We start from the raw sequence: 15,577 nt of genomic DNA on the forward strand, positions 1-15,577 counted from the left end.
CCTTGGGGGCGGTGTCGCCCAGCCGCGGCAGGCTGGCGATCAGATGCGCGGTGTAAGGATGGCGGGCGATGCGGAAGATGTCGGCGGTACGCCCCTCCTCCACCAGGCGGCCGGCATACATGATGCCCAGCCGGTCGGTAAGATTGGCGTGCACCGCCATGTCGTGGGTGACAAACAGGATGGATGAGCCCATCTCCTGCTGGACCTCGCGGAGCATGGCGAGCACGTCTTTCTGCACCACGACGTCCAATGCGGTCGTCGGCTCGTCGGCGATGATGAATTCCGGCCGGCAGATGGTGGCGAGCGCGATCGTCAGGCGCTGACGCATGCCGCCCGACAGCTCATGCGGATAGGCGTCGAGCACCCGCGGATCGAGCGAAAGGCGACCGAGATGGCGTTCGACGGTCGTCAGGAAATCCCGGCGGCTGCCGCCGAGGTGCCGCGCGGCGAAGTCGACGAAGGTGCTGCGGATCCGGCGCACCGGGTTGAGTACATTAATCGAGCCCATCGTCACATAGGAAAGGCGGCTCCAGCGGATGGCGGCGATCTGGGCCGGTGACATCTCATAGATATTCTGGCGCCCATCCTCGAAGGTGAAGGCCACAGACCCGCCGACCACATTGAGCGGCGGGCGGATGGCCCTCGCGATCGTCTTGATCAGCGTGGATTTGCCGGAACTGGACTCCCCGGCCAGCCCGTAGATCTCGTTGCGGCGGATGCTGAAGGTGACGTCGTCGACGGCGCGGACTTCACGGGTGATGCCGAAGAACCGCATCTGGTAATAGGCCTTGAGGCCCGAGACTTCGAGGAGCGGCGCCGCAGCGGCGGGGCTTCCGACGGCCATTCCCGGCTGCGGATGAACGTCGGGGGCGAGGCTCATGCGCCACCCCCCATGCGGGCGAGCCGGCTGCGCGGATCGATGTACTCGTTCATCGAGATCGCGAGCAGGAAAAGCCCGACGAACAGCATGATCACCAGTGCGATCGGGAAGGCGACCCACCACCAGACGCCGGAGACCAGCGCGGCGTGCTGATTGGCCCAGTAGATCATCCCGCCGATCGTCGGCGTGTTGATGTCGGTGAAGCCGAGCACCGACAGCGTGACCTCGATGCCGATGGACCAGTTGATGTTGTTCATCGTGGTCGAGAACAGGATCGGCAGGACGAAGGGGAGATGGTCCTGGACCAGGATCTGGCGCGTGCTGGCCCCCGAAAAATAGGCCTGGCTCGTGAACTCGCGGGTTCGGAGGCTCATCGCCATGGCGCGGATCAGCCGCGCGTCATAGGCCCAGCCCAAGGCGGCCGTGATGAGCGCGAGCGACGTCCAGCTCATGGCGTCGCGCATGATGAAGTAGAACAGGATGAGGATCGGAAAGAACGGGATGACGATGAATGTGTCGTTGATCGACATCAGCACCCGATCGACCCATCCGCCCTTGTAACCGGCCAGCAGCCCGACCGCGAGCGAGATGATCCGGCTCAGCACCGCGACCGTGATGCCGAAGCTGAGCGTGTTTCGGATGGCGACGGTCAATTGCCAGAACACGTCCTGGCCGCGGGAGCTCGTGCCGAAGATGAAGTCCCATGACGGCGGCGCGTCCGGCGCGACGACATAGACGTCGAGCGGCGGATAGGGCGACACAAAGGACAGAAGCGCCATGAGGACGACGATGCCGACCAGGACGAGGCCTGCGGCAAACCCGAAATTGTAGCGGAGGAGGTCGCGAAAGACGGCGAAGCTTTGCATCAACGTGCCTCCACGCGCGGATCGATCAGGGGATAGAGCAGATCGATCAGCAGGACCGCGGCTGAAACGGCGATGATCGAGACCGAGGTGATGCCGAGCACGAGGCTGTAGTCGCCCGCATGGACGCCGCTGATGAGCAGCGAGCCGAGGCCGGGGTAGCCGAACACCTGTTCGGTGATGATGGCCCCGTTGAAGATGGCGCCGAGCTGGAGCGCGAGTCCCGTGACCTGGGGACCCAATGCGTTGCGCATCACGTAGGAGGTCAGGATCGTGCGGGACCTGACGCCCCCGAGCTCGGCATAGGTGACGTAGTCCTCGGTCACGATGTTGACACCAGCGAGCGCATGCCCATGAACCAGCCGCCGATGCCGACCGCCATGAGCGAAAGGGACGGCAGCACCGAGTGCACCAGCACGTCCAGCGCGAAGCCGAACGTGTCTCCGCGATTGGCGTTCATGCTGGCGCCGCCGCTGATCGGCAGGATCGGCCAGAGAAAGCCGAAGATGATCAGCAGGACGAAGGCGATGATGTAGTAGGGAATGGGGTGGACGCCCATCGACACGATGCCGAGCAGCTTCAGGAAGCGGTTCCGCCTGTAGTAGCCGGCAAGCCCGCCGAGGGCGTTGCCGATGATCCAGGTCATGATCGTCGAGGCAAGGAGGAGCCCGACCGTCCAGGGCATGGCCCGCCAGATCAGGGCGGACACCGGCGTCGGGAAGGCGGAAAGCGAGGGACCGAAATCGCCGACGACCACCCGCCTCCAGAACGAGACATATTGCTCGATCGGCGATCCTTCGAGGCCGTAGAGCTGGCGCAGCGAGGCGCGCATCATCTCCACCGCCTCCGGGCTGGTCACGCCGAAGGAGGTGGCAGCCGAAATGCTCTGCTCCACCGGGTCGATCGGTGTCGAGTGGGTGATGACATAGGTGATGTTCACGCCAATGAAGACGACGACCACGAACTGCACGAGTCGCTTGGCGAGGTAGACGAGATAGGATTTCATGGTCCGGTCATCGGTTTGCCCGCGGCGCCCGTCAGCCGGGCGCCGCGTGGCCTTCGCGGAACTCAGGGTTGGGTCGGCTTCAGCCGAACCATCATCAGCCGCGAATTGCCCCAGTTCGGCACCGGATCGGTGTAGGGGTCGTCGGCTGTCGGGTAACCGGTCCAGTAGGTCGTATCCATGGCCGTGAAGACGTTGTAGGCCATCAGCGGGATGATCGGCATCTCGCGCACCATGAACTTGGCATAGTCGCGCCCGAGTTCGACCGTCTTCGGATCCTCGAAGGACACCGTCCGGATCTGCTCGATCAGCTTGTCAAGCTCCGGGCTCTTCAGACGCTGCCAGTTGCGCGGCGACTGGGTCTTGCCTGCCGGCGCCACGAACTGCGAATGCCAGCTGTCGAGGAAGAAGGCGAGATCGGGGTGGCCGCCATAGCTCTCGACACTCCAGCCGATGAAGGTGTCGAAGTCACCGGCGCCGCGCCGGTCGAGCATGTTGGTGCCCTGCGCCACGTCGATCTTGGCGTCGATGCCGAACTGCCGCCACTCCTGCGCGATCATGGTGCCCGCCCGTGTCATCACCGGCCGGGAGTCGCCCTCGACCATGATCTTGACCGAGAAGGGTTTGCCGTCCGGCGTGTACCAGGCATCGCCACGCTTGGCAAAACCGGCGCGTTCGAGAAGCTCGGCCGCCGCCGCCGGATTCGGCTTCCACCAGCCGTAGCCGAAGGAGCGCGCGATGTCCGCGGGATCGGTCGGGATCTGGTCCCCCATCGAAGGCCGCAACATCGCAGCGATCTGCGCACCCATGGTGGGATCGTAGGGCTTGATCGTCTCCTTGCCCGTGTCGAGCTCGAAGTTGGCCAGCCACTCCTGCAGCGGCTTGTGATAGTCGTCCGGATGAGTGCCCGTCGGCGGGATGCCGATGGCCGAGATCGTCGCCGCTCCGCGATAGGAGGCCATCGAGACGGCCCTGATGTCGATGAGCAGGGCCAGCGCCCAGCGCACGTCACGGTTCTGGAAGGTCGGATTCTGCAGGTTGAAGATCACCGACGGCAGGGTCGGGTCCGGGTGCCCGAACGGAAAGCCCTTGAACCAGGTCTTCAGCGACTTCGATTGCTTGGCGAGGGTGAACATGCCCTCCGGCGCGACGTCGTGGATGACATCCAGATCGTGGTTGAGCTGGGCGATCACGCGCTTGTCGGGCGGGCCGGGGTCGATATAGGCGACATATTTCGGCCCGGGCTTGCCGTAGCGGCCAAGCGTCGTGCGCTGCCAATCGTCACGCAACTGCCAGATGAACCACTTGCCGTCCGGGTCGTAACTGTAGAGCGTATAGGCGCCCAGGGAAACCGGCTTGTTGAAGTCGAAGCGCAGCGGGTCGGGCGCCTTCTCGAAGACATGCTTCGGCATCATCCAGATGGCGTTGAACCGCACGGTGAACAGGGCATGGAAGCGGGAGTTCGCCTTCTTCAGCTTGAAGACGACCGTCTGCGGATCCACCTTGCTCACGCTGTCGACATTGAGGGAAAGCAGGGCGCTCCAACGCATGCCCGGATGATTGATCTGGGTCTCGACCGTGTAGACGAGGTCGTCGGCCGTGAACTCGACGCCGTCGCTCCAGAAGATCCCCGGCCGCAGCTTCACGGTCATTTCCGTGAAATCAGCATTGTAGATGGGCTTCTCGGAGGCCAGGGAATTCTCCCACGATCCGTTGAGCCCACGTTCCGGGTCGATGTACCAGAGCGTGTCGAGAGCGAGCTGGTGCAGGCCCGTATACTGTCCGCCGGCATTGATCGCCCAGATGTTGAACCAGCCGGGGTTCTTGATCGTCCCTTCCGGGTTCTCAAGGATGAGCGTCTCCCGACGCGGCAGGTCCGAGATCGTGCCCTGGGCAGATGCCGCGACGGTGCTTGCAATGAGGCTCGCCAAGGCGAGCACGAGCAACTTGATGGCGCGCATAAGCTCTCCCTTTCTGACCGGTTCTGGGGCCGGTTCGGCGGGGAGTGAACCCTCATTCCTGGAGTGCGTCAACTATTTTGATATATATCAGTTTTATTAATATAGAATTTTGGATCATATGGTGTCGCCGCTCTTGAAGGATGATCGCACGATGGATGTTCCACAGCGACGACTGCTGACGTTGATGGCCGGCGAAGGCAGCGAGGCGTTGGACGCGCTCGCCTCTCCCGTCAGGCTGGCCATGCTCAGGCTGCTGCGTCAGCGCGGCCCCCTGAACGTCAACCAGATCAGCAGCGAGCTGGACCTGCCGCAGTCCACTGTCGCGATTAATGTGCAGAAGCTGGAGCGCGCGGAGCTGATCCGCACGGAGACGGTGAAGGCGAGCAAGGGGCAGCAGAAGGTCTGCTCGGCGCTGTACGACGAGGTCACGATACGGCTCGACGATCCGGACGCGCTGCAGAATGACCGGATCATCGAGGTGGCGATGCCGATCGGCCTCTACACCACCTGCGAGGTCAGCGCCCCCTGCGGTCTGTGCTCGACGGACGGTGTGCTCGGTCTTCTCGACGTCCCCGATCATTTCCTGGACCCGAACCGGATGAAGGCGTCCCTGATCTGGTTCGGCCGCGGATTCGTCGAATACAAGTTCCCCAACAACTCCAAGGTTGTCGGGAAGGCGATCGAGCAGCTCGAGGTCACGATGGAGCTCTCGTCGGAAGTGCCGGGCACCAACAGCGACTGGCCGTCGGACATCACGCTGTGGATCAACCATGTCGCCGTCGCGACCTGGACGTCGCCGGGTGACTATGGTGACATCCGCGGCCGCTACACCCCGCGATGGTGGAAGCTCGCTGGCTCACAGTACGGCGCGCTTGTGAGTTGGCGTGTCACCGATGAAGGCGCTTTCGTCAACGGAACCCGCGCCTCTCCCGTGACACTGGATCAGCTCCAACTGAACGACCATCACGCGATCCGGCTCAGGATCGGCATCGATGAGAATGCCGAGAACCCCGGCGGCCTGAACATCTTCGGCCGGGGCTTCGGCAATCATGATCAGGATATCGTCATGCGCTTGCACCTGCGGGAGTGACACTGGCCCGCGGCGCCGCGTCGGTCCATTGACGGGAATTCGATGCATCGCGCCAAGGCTCCCCGGTTGACGCCGCTATCCGGTTCGAGGTGTCGACAAACAGCTTGACCTCGTGCCTGTTGGCTCACCGGAGGCACGCTGTCTCAGCGTCGCTGCGCGTCACGCCAGTCGCGGTACTCCGCCTCGGCCTCCTCGGTCAGCGGGTAATACTTCCGGAGGTCGCCGCCCTCCGACAGGCGAATGCGGGTGAACTCCTCCCATTCCGTGTGCTTGCCGGCGATCTCGACGAGCTTCGGCGCCAACCCGATCGGCACGACGACCACCCCATCATCGTCGGCCACGATGATGTCCCCAGGAATGACCAGCACGTTCGAGCAGGCGATCGGGACGTTCACCGCGAAGGGGATGATGCTGGTCTGGGCATGGTAGTTCGGGGTCACGTCGCGAACCCAGATGCCAAGATCGAGCTCGGCGGCCGCGGCCGAATCCCGGATGCAGCCATCGACCACCACGCCCACGCCACCGCGCCCGGCGAAAAAGGTCAGCATCATCTCGCCGAAGATGCCGCTGCCGAGATCGCCGCGCGCGTCGACCACGATGACGTCGCCAGCCTGGGTCGGATACATCACGTGCCGATGCAGCTGCAGCTCGGGATTGCCGTACTCCGCCGCGCCGTAGAGATCCTCCCGCTTCGGCATGCATTGCAGCGTCAGTGCCGGCCCGGCGATCGTCCGGCCCTTCTTCAGCGGCCGTGGCCCTCGGATCTGCACGTCGCGGATGCCGAGATGCTGCGCCAGCTCGCTCGACAGCGTCGCGGTGCCGATCGCAGCCAATGCATCGCAAAGCGCGCGCGGCGGGCGCGTGATATCCTTGATCTCAGTCAGGGTCACTCTCTTCTCCATCGGCAGGGTGGCCGCCTTGCGGGCGGCGACGTGGGGTGGCTCAGCGCGCGTCGGGATCGCCGAAGCCATCGATGATGTTGGCGCGCAGATAGTCGAGATTCATGGTGATGCCGAGACCCGGCTCGCGGCTGAGATGAATCCGACCGCCCGAATTGTCGAGCGGCGTCCCGATCAGCCTGTCGTAGCGCGAGAGGTCACAGTCGCTGGTCTCGATCCGGTAGAAATTCGGGACGGTCATCATGACATGGGCGCCGGCCGTTACATTGATGGGGCCGCTCGCATCATGCGGGCTGATGGGGACATAATAGGCCTCGGCGAGTGTGGCGATCTTCTTCAGCTCACTGATGCCACCGGTCCAGGTGACGTCGGGCATCAGATAATCCGCGAGCTCCTTCTCGAGGATCGGCACGACCTCCCAGCGTGTGTGCAGCCTCTCGCCCACAGAGATTGCGGCGGAGACCTTCTCTCGCACCTGACGCAGCGCGTGATAGCTCTCGACCGGCACCGGCTCCTCGAACCAGTCGATCTGGCCGGCCTCCTCGAGCGCCCGGCAGAGCCGGATCGCCGTCGGCACGTCGAAACGGCCGTGCGCATCGATCAGGATCTCGACATCCGGCCCAGCGGTCTCCCGGATCAGGGCAGTAAGCTCGGCCGCCTCGCGCTCGCCCTTCTTGGGAAGATAGCCGTCGAGATAGCCGTGCGGGTCGCTCGATCGCCCCTCATAGGACGGGAACGGATCGAACTTGATGGCCGTGTGTCCTGAATCGAGGATCCGCCGGATCTCGGCGACCACGCCGTCCTTCGACGTGAATTTCGACTGGTCCGGATGGGTGTAGATCAACACATCGTCGCGCACCGCCCCGCCGAGCAGTTCGTAGATCGGCACCCCGCGCGCCTTGCCGACGATGTCCCACAATGCGATGTCGATGCCGCTCACGACATGCGAGGCCGCGCCGCGCGATCCCATATAGGTGAAGGAACGGAAGGTCTTGTGCCAGATGTGCTCGATCCGCGTCGGATCATCGCCGACAAGCAGATCGTTGAGCTGGCGCAGGATCGCGGCGACGGCGCGGTTGGCCGGCCTGGTCGTGGTCGTGATCTCGCCCCAGCCGGAAAGTCCCTCGTCCGTCCTGACCTCGACGAAGAGGTACTCGCCCCAATAGGCGCGCTCCACCTTCACCAGCCACGGAATAATCTTCGTAATCTTCATTTTCCGCTCCTCAGCCACGCACCGCGCCCGACATCAGGCCCTTCACCAGCAGCCCTTGCGCGAACCAGACGAAGATCAGGGTCGGGATCACCATCAGCACGCCGGCCGCCGACATCGCGCCCCAGTCGATGCCGAACTGGGAGACAAAGTTGGTGAGCCCCACGGGGAGCGTCTGTGCCGCTTCGGAGGACGAGAGGGTCAGCGCGACCAGGAGGTCGTTCCAGGTGAACAGGAAGGTGATCACCGCCGTGGCGCCGATCCCCGGCGCGATGAGCGGCGACACGATCTGCACGAGGATCCGCGGCGTGCCCGCGCCATCCATCTGCGCCGACTCCTCGATCTCCCTGGGCACGTCCTGGATGAACCCCATCAGCAGCCAGATCGCGACCGGCAGCTTCGCGGCGGTGTGGGTGAGCACCAGGGCTGTCAGCGTATCGAGCAGGCCGATCGATGCGAAGACCGCGAACAGCGGGATGGCGAGCGCGACCACCGGGATCATGCGCATGATGAGCAGGATACTGAGGATGACCCTCGCCCCGGGCAGCCGGAAACGCGACATCGCATAGGCGCAGGGCACGCCCAGCAGGATCACCAGCACCACGGTGGCCACCGACACGATGACCGTGTTCCAGAGATAGTCGTCGAGGCCGTACTGGCTGAAGACCGAGATGTACTGGCCGAACGTCACCGACTCCGGAAACACCCGCACCGGCATGGCGAAGATGTCCGCCGAGCCGCGAAGCGAGGTCAGCACGAGCCAGAGCAGCGGAAAGATCGTCAGCAGGATCGTCCCGAGCAGGACGACGTAACGGGCCGAGAGGCCGAGATGGCGGCGGCGGCGCGCACGGCGGCCGCGGCCACGGGCCGGCTCGTCGACAACGGTGCCGATCATGCCCCCCTCCTCAGCTTCCGTCGCGCCCGGGGCACGCCGTAAAGGACGCCGAGCAGCAGCAGCGAGAGGAACAGCGCGATATAGGAGACGGCCGCCGCATGGCCGAACGCCCCGCCCTGGAAAGCCAGCAGGTAGGCGTTGACGGTGATGAGATTGGTCGCGCCGCCGGGCCCGCCCTGCGTCATCAGCCAGATGACGTCGAAGGTCCGGAAGGTGTCGATGATGCGGAGCATCAGCGCGATCATGATGACCGGGCGCATCAACGGCAGGGTGATGTGCCGGAAGATCGCCCAAGGCGAGGCGCCATCGACCTTCGCCGCCTCGATCGGATCCTGCGGCAGCGACTGCAGGCCGGCGAGGAAAAGCAGCACGAGCAGCGGCGTGTTCTGCCAGATGTCGGCGATCATCACCGAGGCGAGCGCCCAGTTTGGGTCGGACAGCCAGGGAGCCTCGGGCAGGCCGAGAAAGCGCAGCACTGCGTTGACGAGGCCGTACTGGCCGTTGAACAGCCAACGGAAATTGAGTCCGACGACGGCCGGCGCGATCATCGGCGGCACCAGCAGCAGCGTGCGGGCGAGCCTCAGGCCGTGCAGGCGCCCGTTCACCAGGACGGCGACGCCGATGCCGGCCACCACCTCGATGGTGATGGTGAGCACCGAGAAGATCAGTTGGACCCGGAGCGACTGCTGGAAGCCCAGATTGGTCAGCATGTCGCGATAATTCGACAGGCCGATGAAGCTTTGCGACGGGGCGGACAGGTCCCATCGGTAGAAGCTCATCACGAAGGAGTAGCCCAGCGGATAGATCAGGATCGCGATCATCGCGATCAGGGCCGGGCTCGCGAGCAGGTAGCCTGTTCGCCAAGAAGGAGCCAGTGGCGACCCTCGCCACCGGCGCCCCGCCGGCCGGACTGCGGCTGTCATGCTAATCGTAGGCCCCCGCCTGCGTCATGATCTGCAGGGCTTCAGCGGCGGCCTGGTTGAGCGCGTCCTCCGGCGTGGCCTGGTTGCTGAGCGCCCGCTCGATGGTCGAGAACATGAGCGTGCAGACCCGCGAGAAGCCGGGCAGCTTGGGCCACTCCTTGCCGGTGGCGATCGTCTGCTCGAGCTGGGAGAGCCATTCCGCCTTGGCGCCGCTCGCCTGCGCGACGGCCTGCTTTGCCACGGAAATCCGGCTCGGGAAGTTCGAGTATTCGTTGAAGTTCAGGAGCTGCGCCTCCGGGCTCACCGTATATTTGATGAACTCGACCGCCGGGTCCTTGCGCTTCGACAGGCTGTTCAGCGCCATGGCGTGCGAGATGGCGCAGGAGATCGCCGCCTTGTTCCTGATATACGGCGCCGTCGCCCACTTGCCGGCGACCTTCGATGTCTCCGGATTGGAAAGCGTCGAGAAGGCCCCCGGCCAGTCGAACGAAGTCATGGCGGCACCGGAGGAGAACTGGGTCGAGTTCTCGTTCCACTGATAAGAGACCGTGTCCGGCGGCACGACCTTCCACTTGTGGATCAGGTCGCGATAGTAGGTCAGCGCCTCGATGCCCGGTGCGGCATTGAACGAGGGCTTGTTGGTCTCGTCGACCCATTCGCCCCCAGCCTGCCACAGCAGGTCGCTGAAGGTGCGCTGCGCCGGATCGCCCTGGCCGGGCACGACGAGGCCGTAATAGCCATTCCCGGTGAGCTTCTGGCCGACATCGACCATATCCTCCCAGGTCACCGCCGCCTTCAGCCCGTGCTCGGCGTAGACATCGGACCGGTAGTATTGCGTCCGGGAGTCCATGTTGCGCGGAATGGCTGCGAGCTTCCTGGTCTTGGGGGAAACCAGGTAGTCGACGCCGACCTGATAAAAATCCTTCAGCTCTTCATCTGAAAAATACTCGTTGAGCGGGCTGAAATAATTGAAGAATGAGTCGATCTGCGCCGTGTGCGTGCTGAACACATCGTAGAGATCGCTGCGGGCGGCGCCGAGAGTGACCACCTTCGTCGTCAGCGGCGTGAATTCGAGCAGGTCGTATTTGACCCGGATTCCGGTCTTCTGGGTGAAGTCGCTGACGATCCTCTCCCAGTACTTCGGATAGAGGGGGCCGCCGGTGATCAGCAGGGCGCGGATCTCGTCTCCCGCTGCCGCCCGCGCGATATGTGGAGCCGAAAGCGTGGTGGCGCCGAGCAGCGCTGCGGATCCACCCAGGAACCCACGCCGCGAAAACGTGAAAGACATTCGTCTCCCTCCCTTTTCATCGTTGATGGTTCTACGAAGCCGCGATCGTCCTCCCGGCGATGATGGGGTTTCTGGTGATGTCCGGCCTCGATCGCTCGATGAGCGAATCGCCGGGCACGGCTCACCGCATCGGGCGGAGCACGGGCCGCGTATGTCTTTGAGGTCGCATTGTTCCTCCCCGCCGTGCGAAGGGCAGCGCGAGTCCGGACAGTTGCGCTTTTTTCGCGCTTATCTACTTATCGACTCGTCTGATAAGTAGATGCTACCGTCGGGGACCAATGGAGGTCAATAGGGTCTCTGGACCTTTGGGCGACACGGGACTGAATCGGAGTGGCGACTGTCGAAAGCGCGTGCGCAGACCAGGCCGGCAGGACAGGACATCCGATCTGAGCGGTCCAATCTCTTCAATCCAGCGCGGAAGCCGGCCGTGCGGCTGAGCGTTGCTCCGCCCCCGCGACCGAGCCGGACAGGCGGCGCAGCCCCGCAGCCAGTCCCGCCCTGCCGGCTCGCCGACGGGTTGTCGCAGGAGCCCGCTTGCGTCATGAAGATGGGCATGGCGAGCGCTCGCGAAGGTCGGCTCGGCACCGAAGGCAACGGAGAGGAAGGGCGAGCATGAGCATTGACCAAGCGGAAGGCGCCTCGTGACGGCCAAGGTTCAGCTGCGGACACTGCCGATTCAGGTCGCCGGCCTCCTGATCCAGCGGATCGCCACCAACACCTTCCCCGACGGGCTCGTCCCCTCGGAACTGCAGATCCTGACGGAATTCAGCGTCTCCCGCGCCGTCGCGCGCGAGGCACTGAAAATCCTGGCCTCTCTCGACATGGTCGAGATCGCGCAGGGGCGCCGCGTGGTGGTTCGGCCCATCGCCGAATGGGACTATCTCAACCCCCTGCTGATCGAATGGCTTCCGCACGAGCAGGTCCGGGAGCTGCTGCTGGAGCTTCACGACTCGCGCGTCATACTGGAGCCGGCCATTGCGGCTGAAGCCGCCCGAAGCCTTTCCAGCGAAGATCTGGCCCGGCTCCGGGACCTCCTCGACGGGATGTCGCGCGCCCACGGCGATGCCGACAGCTATATCCAGCTTGATCTCGAATTCCACATGGAGATCTGCCGGGCGACCCGGAACCGGATCCTCGATCGCTTCATGTTCTCGTCGCGGTGGTGGCAGTCGGCCGCCCGCCGGATCAGCAATCAGGCGCCGCGCGCCCTGCCGACCGCCACCGAGCAGCATCGGTCGATCTATGAAGCGCTTGCGGCACGCGATCCGAAGCGGGCCGAGGCCGCGATGCGCGTGCATCTCGAGGCGAACAAGGCGAATTTCCTGATCGAGGCGGAGGACCACTGGCGTGACCCCTCGGCCATCCGCCCCTAGAGTCACCATCGATTTCGGCCACCCCCTCCCCCGCATGACATTCTTGGTCGGATGATATCCAGCCACTTGTCAGATAAGCTAATAAGTATATAGGCTCCAGGATGCTTCGGCTGAGGCGACATCGGCCGTCATTCGCGGGAGGAAGACATGCAACAGCGGCGCCTGGGGTCATCGCCCGTATCCGTTTCGGAAATCGGGCTCGGAACCTGGGGTATGTCCGGCGCGTTCTGGGGGGCTGCGGACGACAGCGAGTCGATCCGCGTGATCCACCGCGCCCTCGAGCTCGGCATCACGCTCGTCGACACGGCGGAGGCCTACGGCAATGGCCACTCCGAGGAGGTGCTCGGCAAGGCTCTGGTCGGTCGCCGCGACAAGGCGGTCATCGCCACCAAGGTCGCCCCCAGTCACCTCGATCCGCGCGATCTCCTCAAGGCGTTCGAGGGATCGCTGCGGCGTCTCCAGACCGACCATGTGGACGTCTATTTCATACACTGGCCGCATCCTGACTATCCGATCGGCGATACGATGGCCGCACTCGAGACGCTGCGGGCCCAGGGAAAGATCCGCGCGATCGGCGTCTCGAATTTCGGCGTGAAAGAGATCGAGAATGCTAGCGCGCATGGCACGATCGACGTCCTGCAGCCGCCCTACAACATGCTCTGGCGTGAGATCGAGGCGGAGGTCCTGCCCTATTGCCGGAGCCACAATATCGGGATCATCCCCTATAGCGGCCTTGCCCAGGGACTGCTGACCGGGGCGCTCTCCCGCGACACGAAGTTCGCCGAGGGGGACGAACGGCCCACCACCGTCCTGTTCCAGCCGGGCATCTATGATAAGGCGGTCGACGCCGTCGACGCGCTCCGCCCGATCGCCGAGAAATACGGCAAGTCTGTTCCTCAGCTCGCCATCCAGTGGCTGACGAGCCGGCCGGGCGTGAGCTCGCCGCTGCTTGGCGCACGGACCGTGCGTGAGATCGAGGAGAATGCGGGCAGCGTCGGCTGGACCATCGCGCCGGAGGATGCCGCCGCCATCGACGGCCTGACGAAGACAGTTTGGGCCGAGATCTCGGATAAGGGCGACATGTTCGGATACTGGGTCCGCCACCACCGGCCGCGACAGCAGGCCCGCTGACGAAACCGCGGGCCCATCAATCCTCCGCGTCCTGCCCCCTCCAACAGGCAGCGCGCCGCCATCGGCGCCGCCTGGGGTCAAGACCTGCCCGCAAGCGGCAACAGCCAAGGGAGACATGCATGAAGATCGTCGACATCAAGACAGCCGTTGTCGCCTATCACGGGCACGCCACGCTGGTCCGGATCGACACTGACGAAGGGATCTACGGAATCGGCGAGGCCAATCCGGACGCCGGCGCCGCCGCGATCGTCGGCCTGATCTCGGAGCTGAAGCGCGAGCTGATCGGCGAGGATCCGCGCAATGTCGAATATTGCTGGGACAAGCTGCGCCGCGCGCACGTCTTCTCGGGCGCACAGTCGGGCGTGTTCCTGATCGCGCTGTCCGGCATCGAGATCGCGCTCTGGGACCTCGCGGCCAAGGCGGCGGGCCAGCCGCTCTACCGGATGATGGGCGGCAAGTACCGCGACAAGATCCGCCTCTACGCGGATTGCGGCGATGGCGACGATGCGGACGGCTCGCCGGCAGGCTGCGCCGCGCGCGCGAAGCGCATGGTCGCCGAAGGGTTCACCGCGCTGAAGTTCGACATCGACAATCTGCTGCACCCGGCGAAGTTCGATGCGATGAACCATACGGCGAACGCCGCCGAGATCCGCACCATGGTGCAGCGGGTCCAGGCGGTGCGCGAGGCGATCGGCACCGACATCGAGCTCTGCATCGACCTCCACGCCCGCTACGATGTCCCGAGCGCCTGCCGGATCGCCTGGGAGATGGAGCAATTCGACCTTCTCTGGCTCGAGGAGCCGATCCCGGCCGAGAATGTCGACGCGCTTCGCCAGGTCCGCGCCCGCAGCCGGACGCCGCTGTGCATCGGCGAGAACCTGTATATGCGCTGGGGCTTCCGCGAGCTGATGCAGCAGCAGGTGGCCGACGTGATCATGCCCGACGTGCCGAAATGCGGCGGTCTCGCTGAAAGCAAGAAGATCGCGAATCTGGCCGAGATCTACTACCTGCCTTTCGCGCCGCACCTGGTCTCGACCCCGATCGGCACGATGGCGACCTGCCACACCTGCGCCGCCGTCCCGAACTTCCTCGTGCTCGAATGGCACGCACTCGAGGAGCGGGCCGTCTGGGACAGCTACGTCAAGCTGCCCGGGGGCGCAAAATCGATCGTCGAGAACGGGCATATCCGCATTCCCGAGACCCCGGGCATCGGCGTCGAGTTGGACATGGATGGCGTGCGCAGGCATGCCGTCCCCGGATACAGCATCTTCGCATGACGGCATGGGGGCGGCTGATCGCCACCGGTCGCATCAGCCCCTCCCCCGCAAGAAGAGCCCGGCGCCGACGGTGCGGTACCGGGCGACGATGTGTGACAGGGAGGAAGATCTATGGGCAAGCGGATCGTCTTCACCGGCGGCAGCGGCAAGGCCGGCCGCCACGTCGTCCCCTATCTGCAGCAGCGCGGCCACCAGGTGCTCAACCTCGATCGCGTGCCGCTCGACCTGCCCGGCGTGAACACGCTGATTGTCGATCTCGCTGACAGCGGGCAAACGTTCAATGCACTCTCGGCGCATTACGGGTTCGAGGAATATTTCGCGGGAGCCGGCCGGGCACCGGTCGATGCCGTCGTGCACTTCGCCGCGATTCCCCGGATCTTCATGGTGCCTGACAACACCATGTTCGCGACCAATGTCCTGTCGACCTACAACGTGCTGGAGGCGGCGACCAAGCTCGGCATCCGCAAGGTGATCATCGCGTCTAGCGAGACCGCCTACGGCGTCTGCTTCGCCGAAGGTGACCGGGACTTCAACAGCTTTCCGGTCGACGAGCACCATGACACCGATCCGACGGACAGCTACGGCCTCTCGAAGGTGGTCGGTGAGAAGATTGCCCGCTCCTTTGCCTCTCGCAGTGGTGCCGACATCTATGCCCTTCGCATCGGCAGCGTGACCCTGCCCGAAGACTATGAGCGTTTCCCCGGCAATCTCGCCGACCCGCTTTCGCGCCGGCGCGACGCCTGGAGCCATATCGACGTTCGCGACCTGGCCCAGATCGTCCATC

Annotated in this window: 15 protein-coding genes; 5 read left to right on the plus strand and 10 right to left on the minus strand. The window is 64.5% G+C overall.

The window, feature by feature from the left end; all coding sequences use genetic code 11:
• The 5 genes from AC3XYG_RS18375 to AC3XYG_RS18395 form a co-directional block, all read right to left on the minus strand.
• Nucleotides 1–880: ABC transporter ATP-binding protein (locus tag AC3XYG_RS18375; RefSeq protein ID WP_489141302.1), on the minus strand; the 880-nt coding region annotated here is incomplete at its 3' end.
• A complete protein-coding gene (locus AC3XYG_RS18380) occupies nt 877–1,746 on the minus strand; it encodes an ABC transporter permease (RefSeq protein WP_489141303.1) in 870 nt (289 codons plus the stop codon). The genes AC3XYG_RS18380 and AC3XYG_RS18375, both read right to left, overlap by 4 nt.
• Nucleotides 1,746–2,069, minus strand: coding sequence for an ABC transporter permease subunit (locus AC3XYG_RS18385; RefSeq protein ID WP_489141304.1), 324 nt, complete (start codon nt 2,067–2,069; stop codon nt 1,746–1,748). Before AC3XYG_RS18385 ends, AC3XYG_RS18380 begins: the two co-directional genes overlap by 1 nt.
• Complete coding sequence (locus tag AC3XYG_RS18390) at nt 2,066–2,749, minus strand: ABC transporter permease (RefSeq protein WP_489141305.1); 684 nt, start codon at nt 2,747–2,749, stop codon at nt 2,066–2,068. Before AC3XYG_RS18390 ends, AC3XYG_RS18385 begins: the two co-directional genes overlap by 4 nt.
• Nucleotides 2,750–2,811: 62 nt before the next feature.
• The gene (locus tag AC3XYG_RS18395) at nt 2,812–4,707 is read right to left on the minus strand and encodes an ABC transporter substrate-binding protein (RefSeq protein WP_489141306.1); all 1,896 of its coding nucleotides are present in this window, start codon (nt 4,705–4,707) and stop codon (nt 2,812–2,814) included.
• Nucleotides 4,708–4,825: 118 nt separating this feature from the next.
• On the opposite strand from AC3XYG_RS18395, the gene AC3XYG_RS18400 reads away from it, so the two are divergent.
• Nucleotides 4,826–5,797, plus strand: coding sequence for an ArsR/SmtB family transcription factor (locus AC3XYG_RS18400; protein ID WP_489141307.1), 972 nt, complete (start codon nt 4,826–4,828; stop codon nt 5,795–5,797).
• Between the two features lie 143 nt (nt 5,798–5,940).
• Here AC3XYG_RS18400 and AC3XYG_RS18405 read toward each other — a convergent pair whose 3' ends face one another.
• The 5 genes from AC3XYG_RS18405 to AC3XYG_RS18425 all read right to left on the minus strand — a co-directional run bounded on the left by AC3XYG_RS18405 (nt 5,941) and on the right by AC3XYG_RS18425 (nt 11,012).
• On the minus strand, nt 5,941–6,687 hold the full coding sequence (locus AC3XYG_RS18405) for an RraA family protein (protein ID WP_489141308.1): 747 nt from the start codon (nt 6,685–6,687) through the stop codon (nt 5,941–5,943).
• Nucleotides 6,688–6,739: 52 nt separating this feature from the next.
• Entirely contained in the window at nt 6,740–7,909 is a 1,170-nt protein-coding gene (locus AC3XYG_RS18410; protein WP_489141309.1) for a mandelate racemase/muconate lactonizing enzyme family protein, read from the minus strand.
• Between the two features lie 10 nt (nt 7,910–7,919).
• The gene (locus tag AC3XYG_RS18415; protein ID WP_489141310.1) at nt 7,920–8,801 is read right to left on the minus strand and encodes a carbohydrate ABC transporter permease; all 882 of its coding nucleotides are present in this window, start codon (nt 8,799–8,801) and stop codon (nt 7,920–7,922) included.
• The gene (locus AC3XYG_RS18420; RefSeq protein WP_489141311.1) at nt 8,798–9,622 is read right to left on the minus strand and encodes a carbohydrate ABC transporter permease; all 825 of its coding nucleotides are present in this window, start codon (nt 9,620–9,622) and stop codon (nt 8,798–8,800) included. The genes AC3XYG_RS18415 and AC3XYG_RS18420 overlap by 4 nt, the downstream gene beginning before the upstream one ends.
• A gap of 103 nt (nt 9,623–9,725) precedes the next feature.
• Entirely contained in the window at nt 9,726–11,012 is a 1,287-nt protein-coding gene (locus AC3XYG_RS18425; RefSeq protein WP_489141312.1) for an ABC transporter substrate-binding protein, read from the minus strand.
• 641 nt (nt 11,013–11,653) lie between these two features.
• Between AC3XYG_RS18425 and AC3XYG_RS18430 the strand changes: the two genes are divergently transcribed.
• The 4 genes from AC3XYG_RS18430 to AC3XYG_RS18445 form a co-directional block, all read left to right on the plus strand.
• On the plus strand, nt 11,654–12,385 hold the full coding sequence (locus AC3XYG_RS18430; RefSeq protein WP_489141313.1) for a FadR/GntR family transcriptional regulator: 732 nt from the start codon (nt 11,654–11,656) through the stop codon (nt 12,383–12,385).
• 147 nt (nt 12,386–12,532) lie between these two features.
• Nucleotides 12,533–13,516, plus strand: a complete 984-nt coding sequence (locus AC3XYG_RS18435; protein ID WP_489141314.1) for an aldo/keto reductase — start codon at nt 12,533–12,535, stop codon at nt 13,514–13,516.
• A gap of 119 nt (nt 13,517–13,635) precedes the next feature.
• Entirely contained in the window at nt 13,636–14,793 is a 1,158-nt protein-coding gene (locus tag AC3XYG_RS18440) for a mandelate racemase/muconate lactonizing enzyme family protein (protein WP_489141315.1), read from the plus strand.
• Between the two features lie 111 nt (nt 14,794–14,904).
• Nucleotides 14,905–15,577, plus strand: a 673-nt coding sequence (locus AC3XYG_RS18445) for an NAD-dependent epimerase/dehydratase family protein (protein ID WP_489141316.1), incomplete at its 3' end; no start/stop codon positions are given.

The organism is Inquilinus sp. (assembly GCF_057815775.1).

Coding starts and splice junctions, on each gene's coding strand:
- AC3XYG_RS18390 (WP_489141305.1), bottom strand. CDS start 2,749: ATGAAATCCTATCTCGTCTACCTCGCCAAGCGACTCGTGCAGTTCGTG.
- AC3XYG_RS18440 (WP_489141315.1), top strand. CDS start 13,636: ATGAAGATCGTCGACATCAAGACAGCCGTTGTCGCCTATCACGGGCAC.
- AC3XYG_RS18380 (WP_489141303.1), bottom strand. CDS start 1,746: ATGCAAAGCTTCGCCGTCTTTCGCGACCTCCTCCGCTACAATTTCGGG.
- AC3XYG_RS18420 (WP_489141311.1), bottom strand. CDS start 9,622: ATGATCGCGATCCTGATCTATCCGCTGGGCTACTCCTTCGTGATGAGC.
- AC3XYG_RS18425 (WP_489141312.1), bottom strand. CDS start 11,012: ATGTCTTTCACGTTTTCGCGGCGTGGGTTCCTGGGTGGATCCGCAGCG.
- AC3XYG_RS18395 (WP_489141306.1), bottom strand. CDS start 4,707: ATGCGCGCCATCAAGTTGCTCGTGCTCGCCTTGGCGAGCCTCATTGCA.
- AC3XYG_RS18415 (WP_489141310.1), bottom strand. CDS start 8,801: ATGATCGGCACCGTTGTCGACGAGCCGGCCCGTGGCCGCGGCCGCCGT.
- AC3XYG_RS18410 (WP_489141309.1), bottom strand. CDS start 7,909: ATGAAGATTACGAAGATTATTCCGTGGCTGGTGAAGGTGGAGCGCGCC.
- AC3XYG_RS18400 (WP_489141307.1), top strand. CDS start 4,826: ATGGTGTCGCCGCTCTTGAAGGATGATCGCACGATGGATGTTCCACAG.
- AC3XYG_RS18435 (WP_489141314.1), top strand. CDS start 12,533: ATGCAACAGCGGCGCCTGGGGTCATCGCCCGTATCCGTTTCGGAAATC.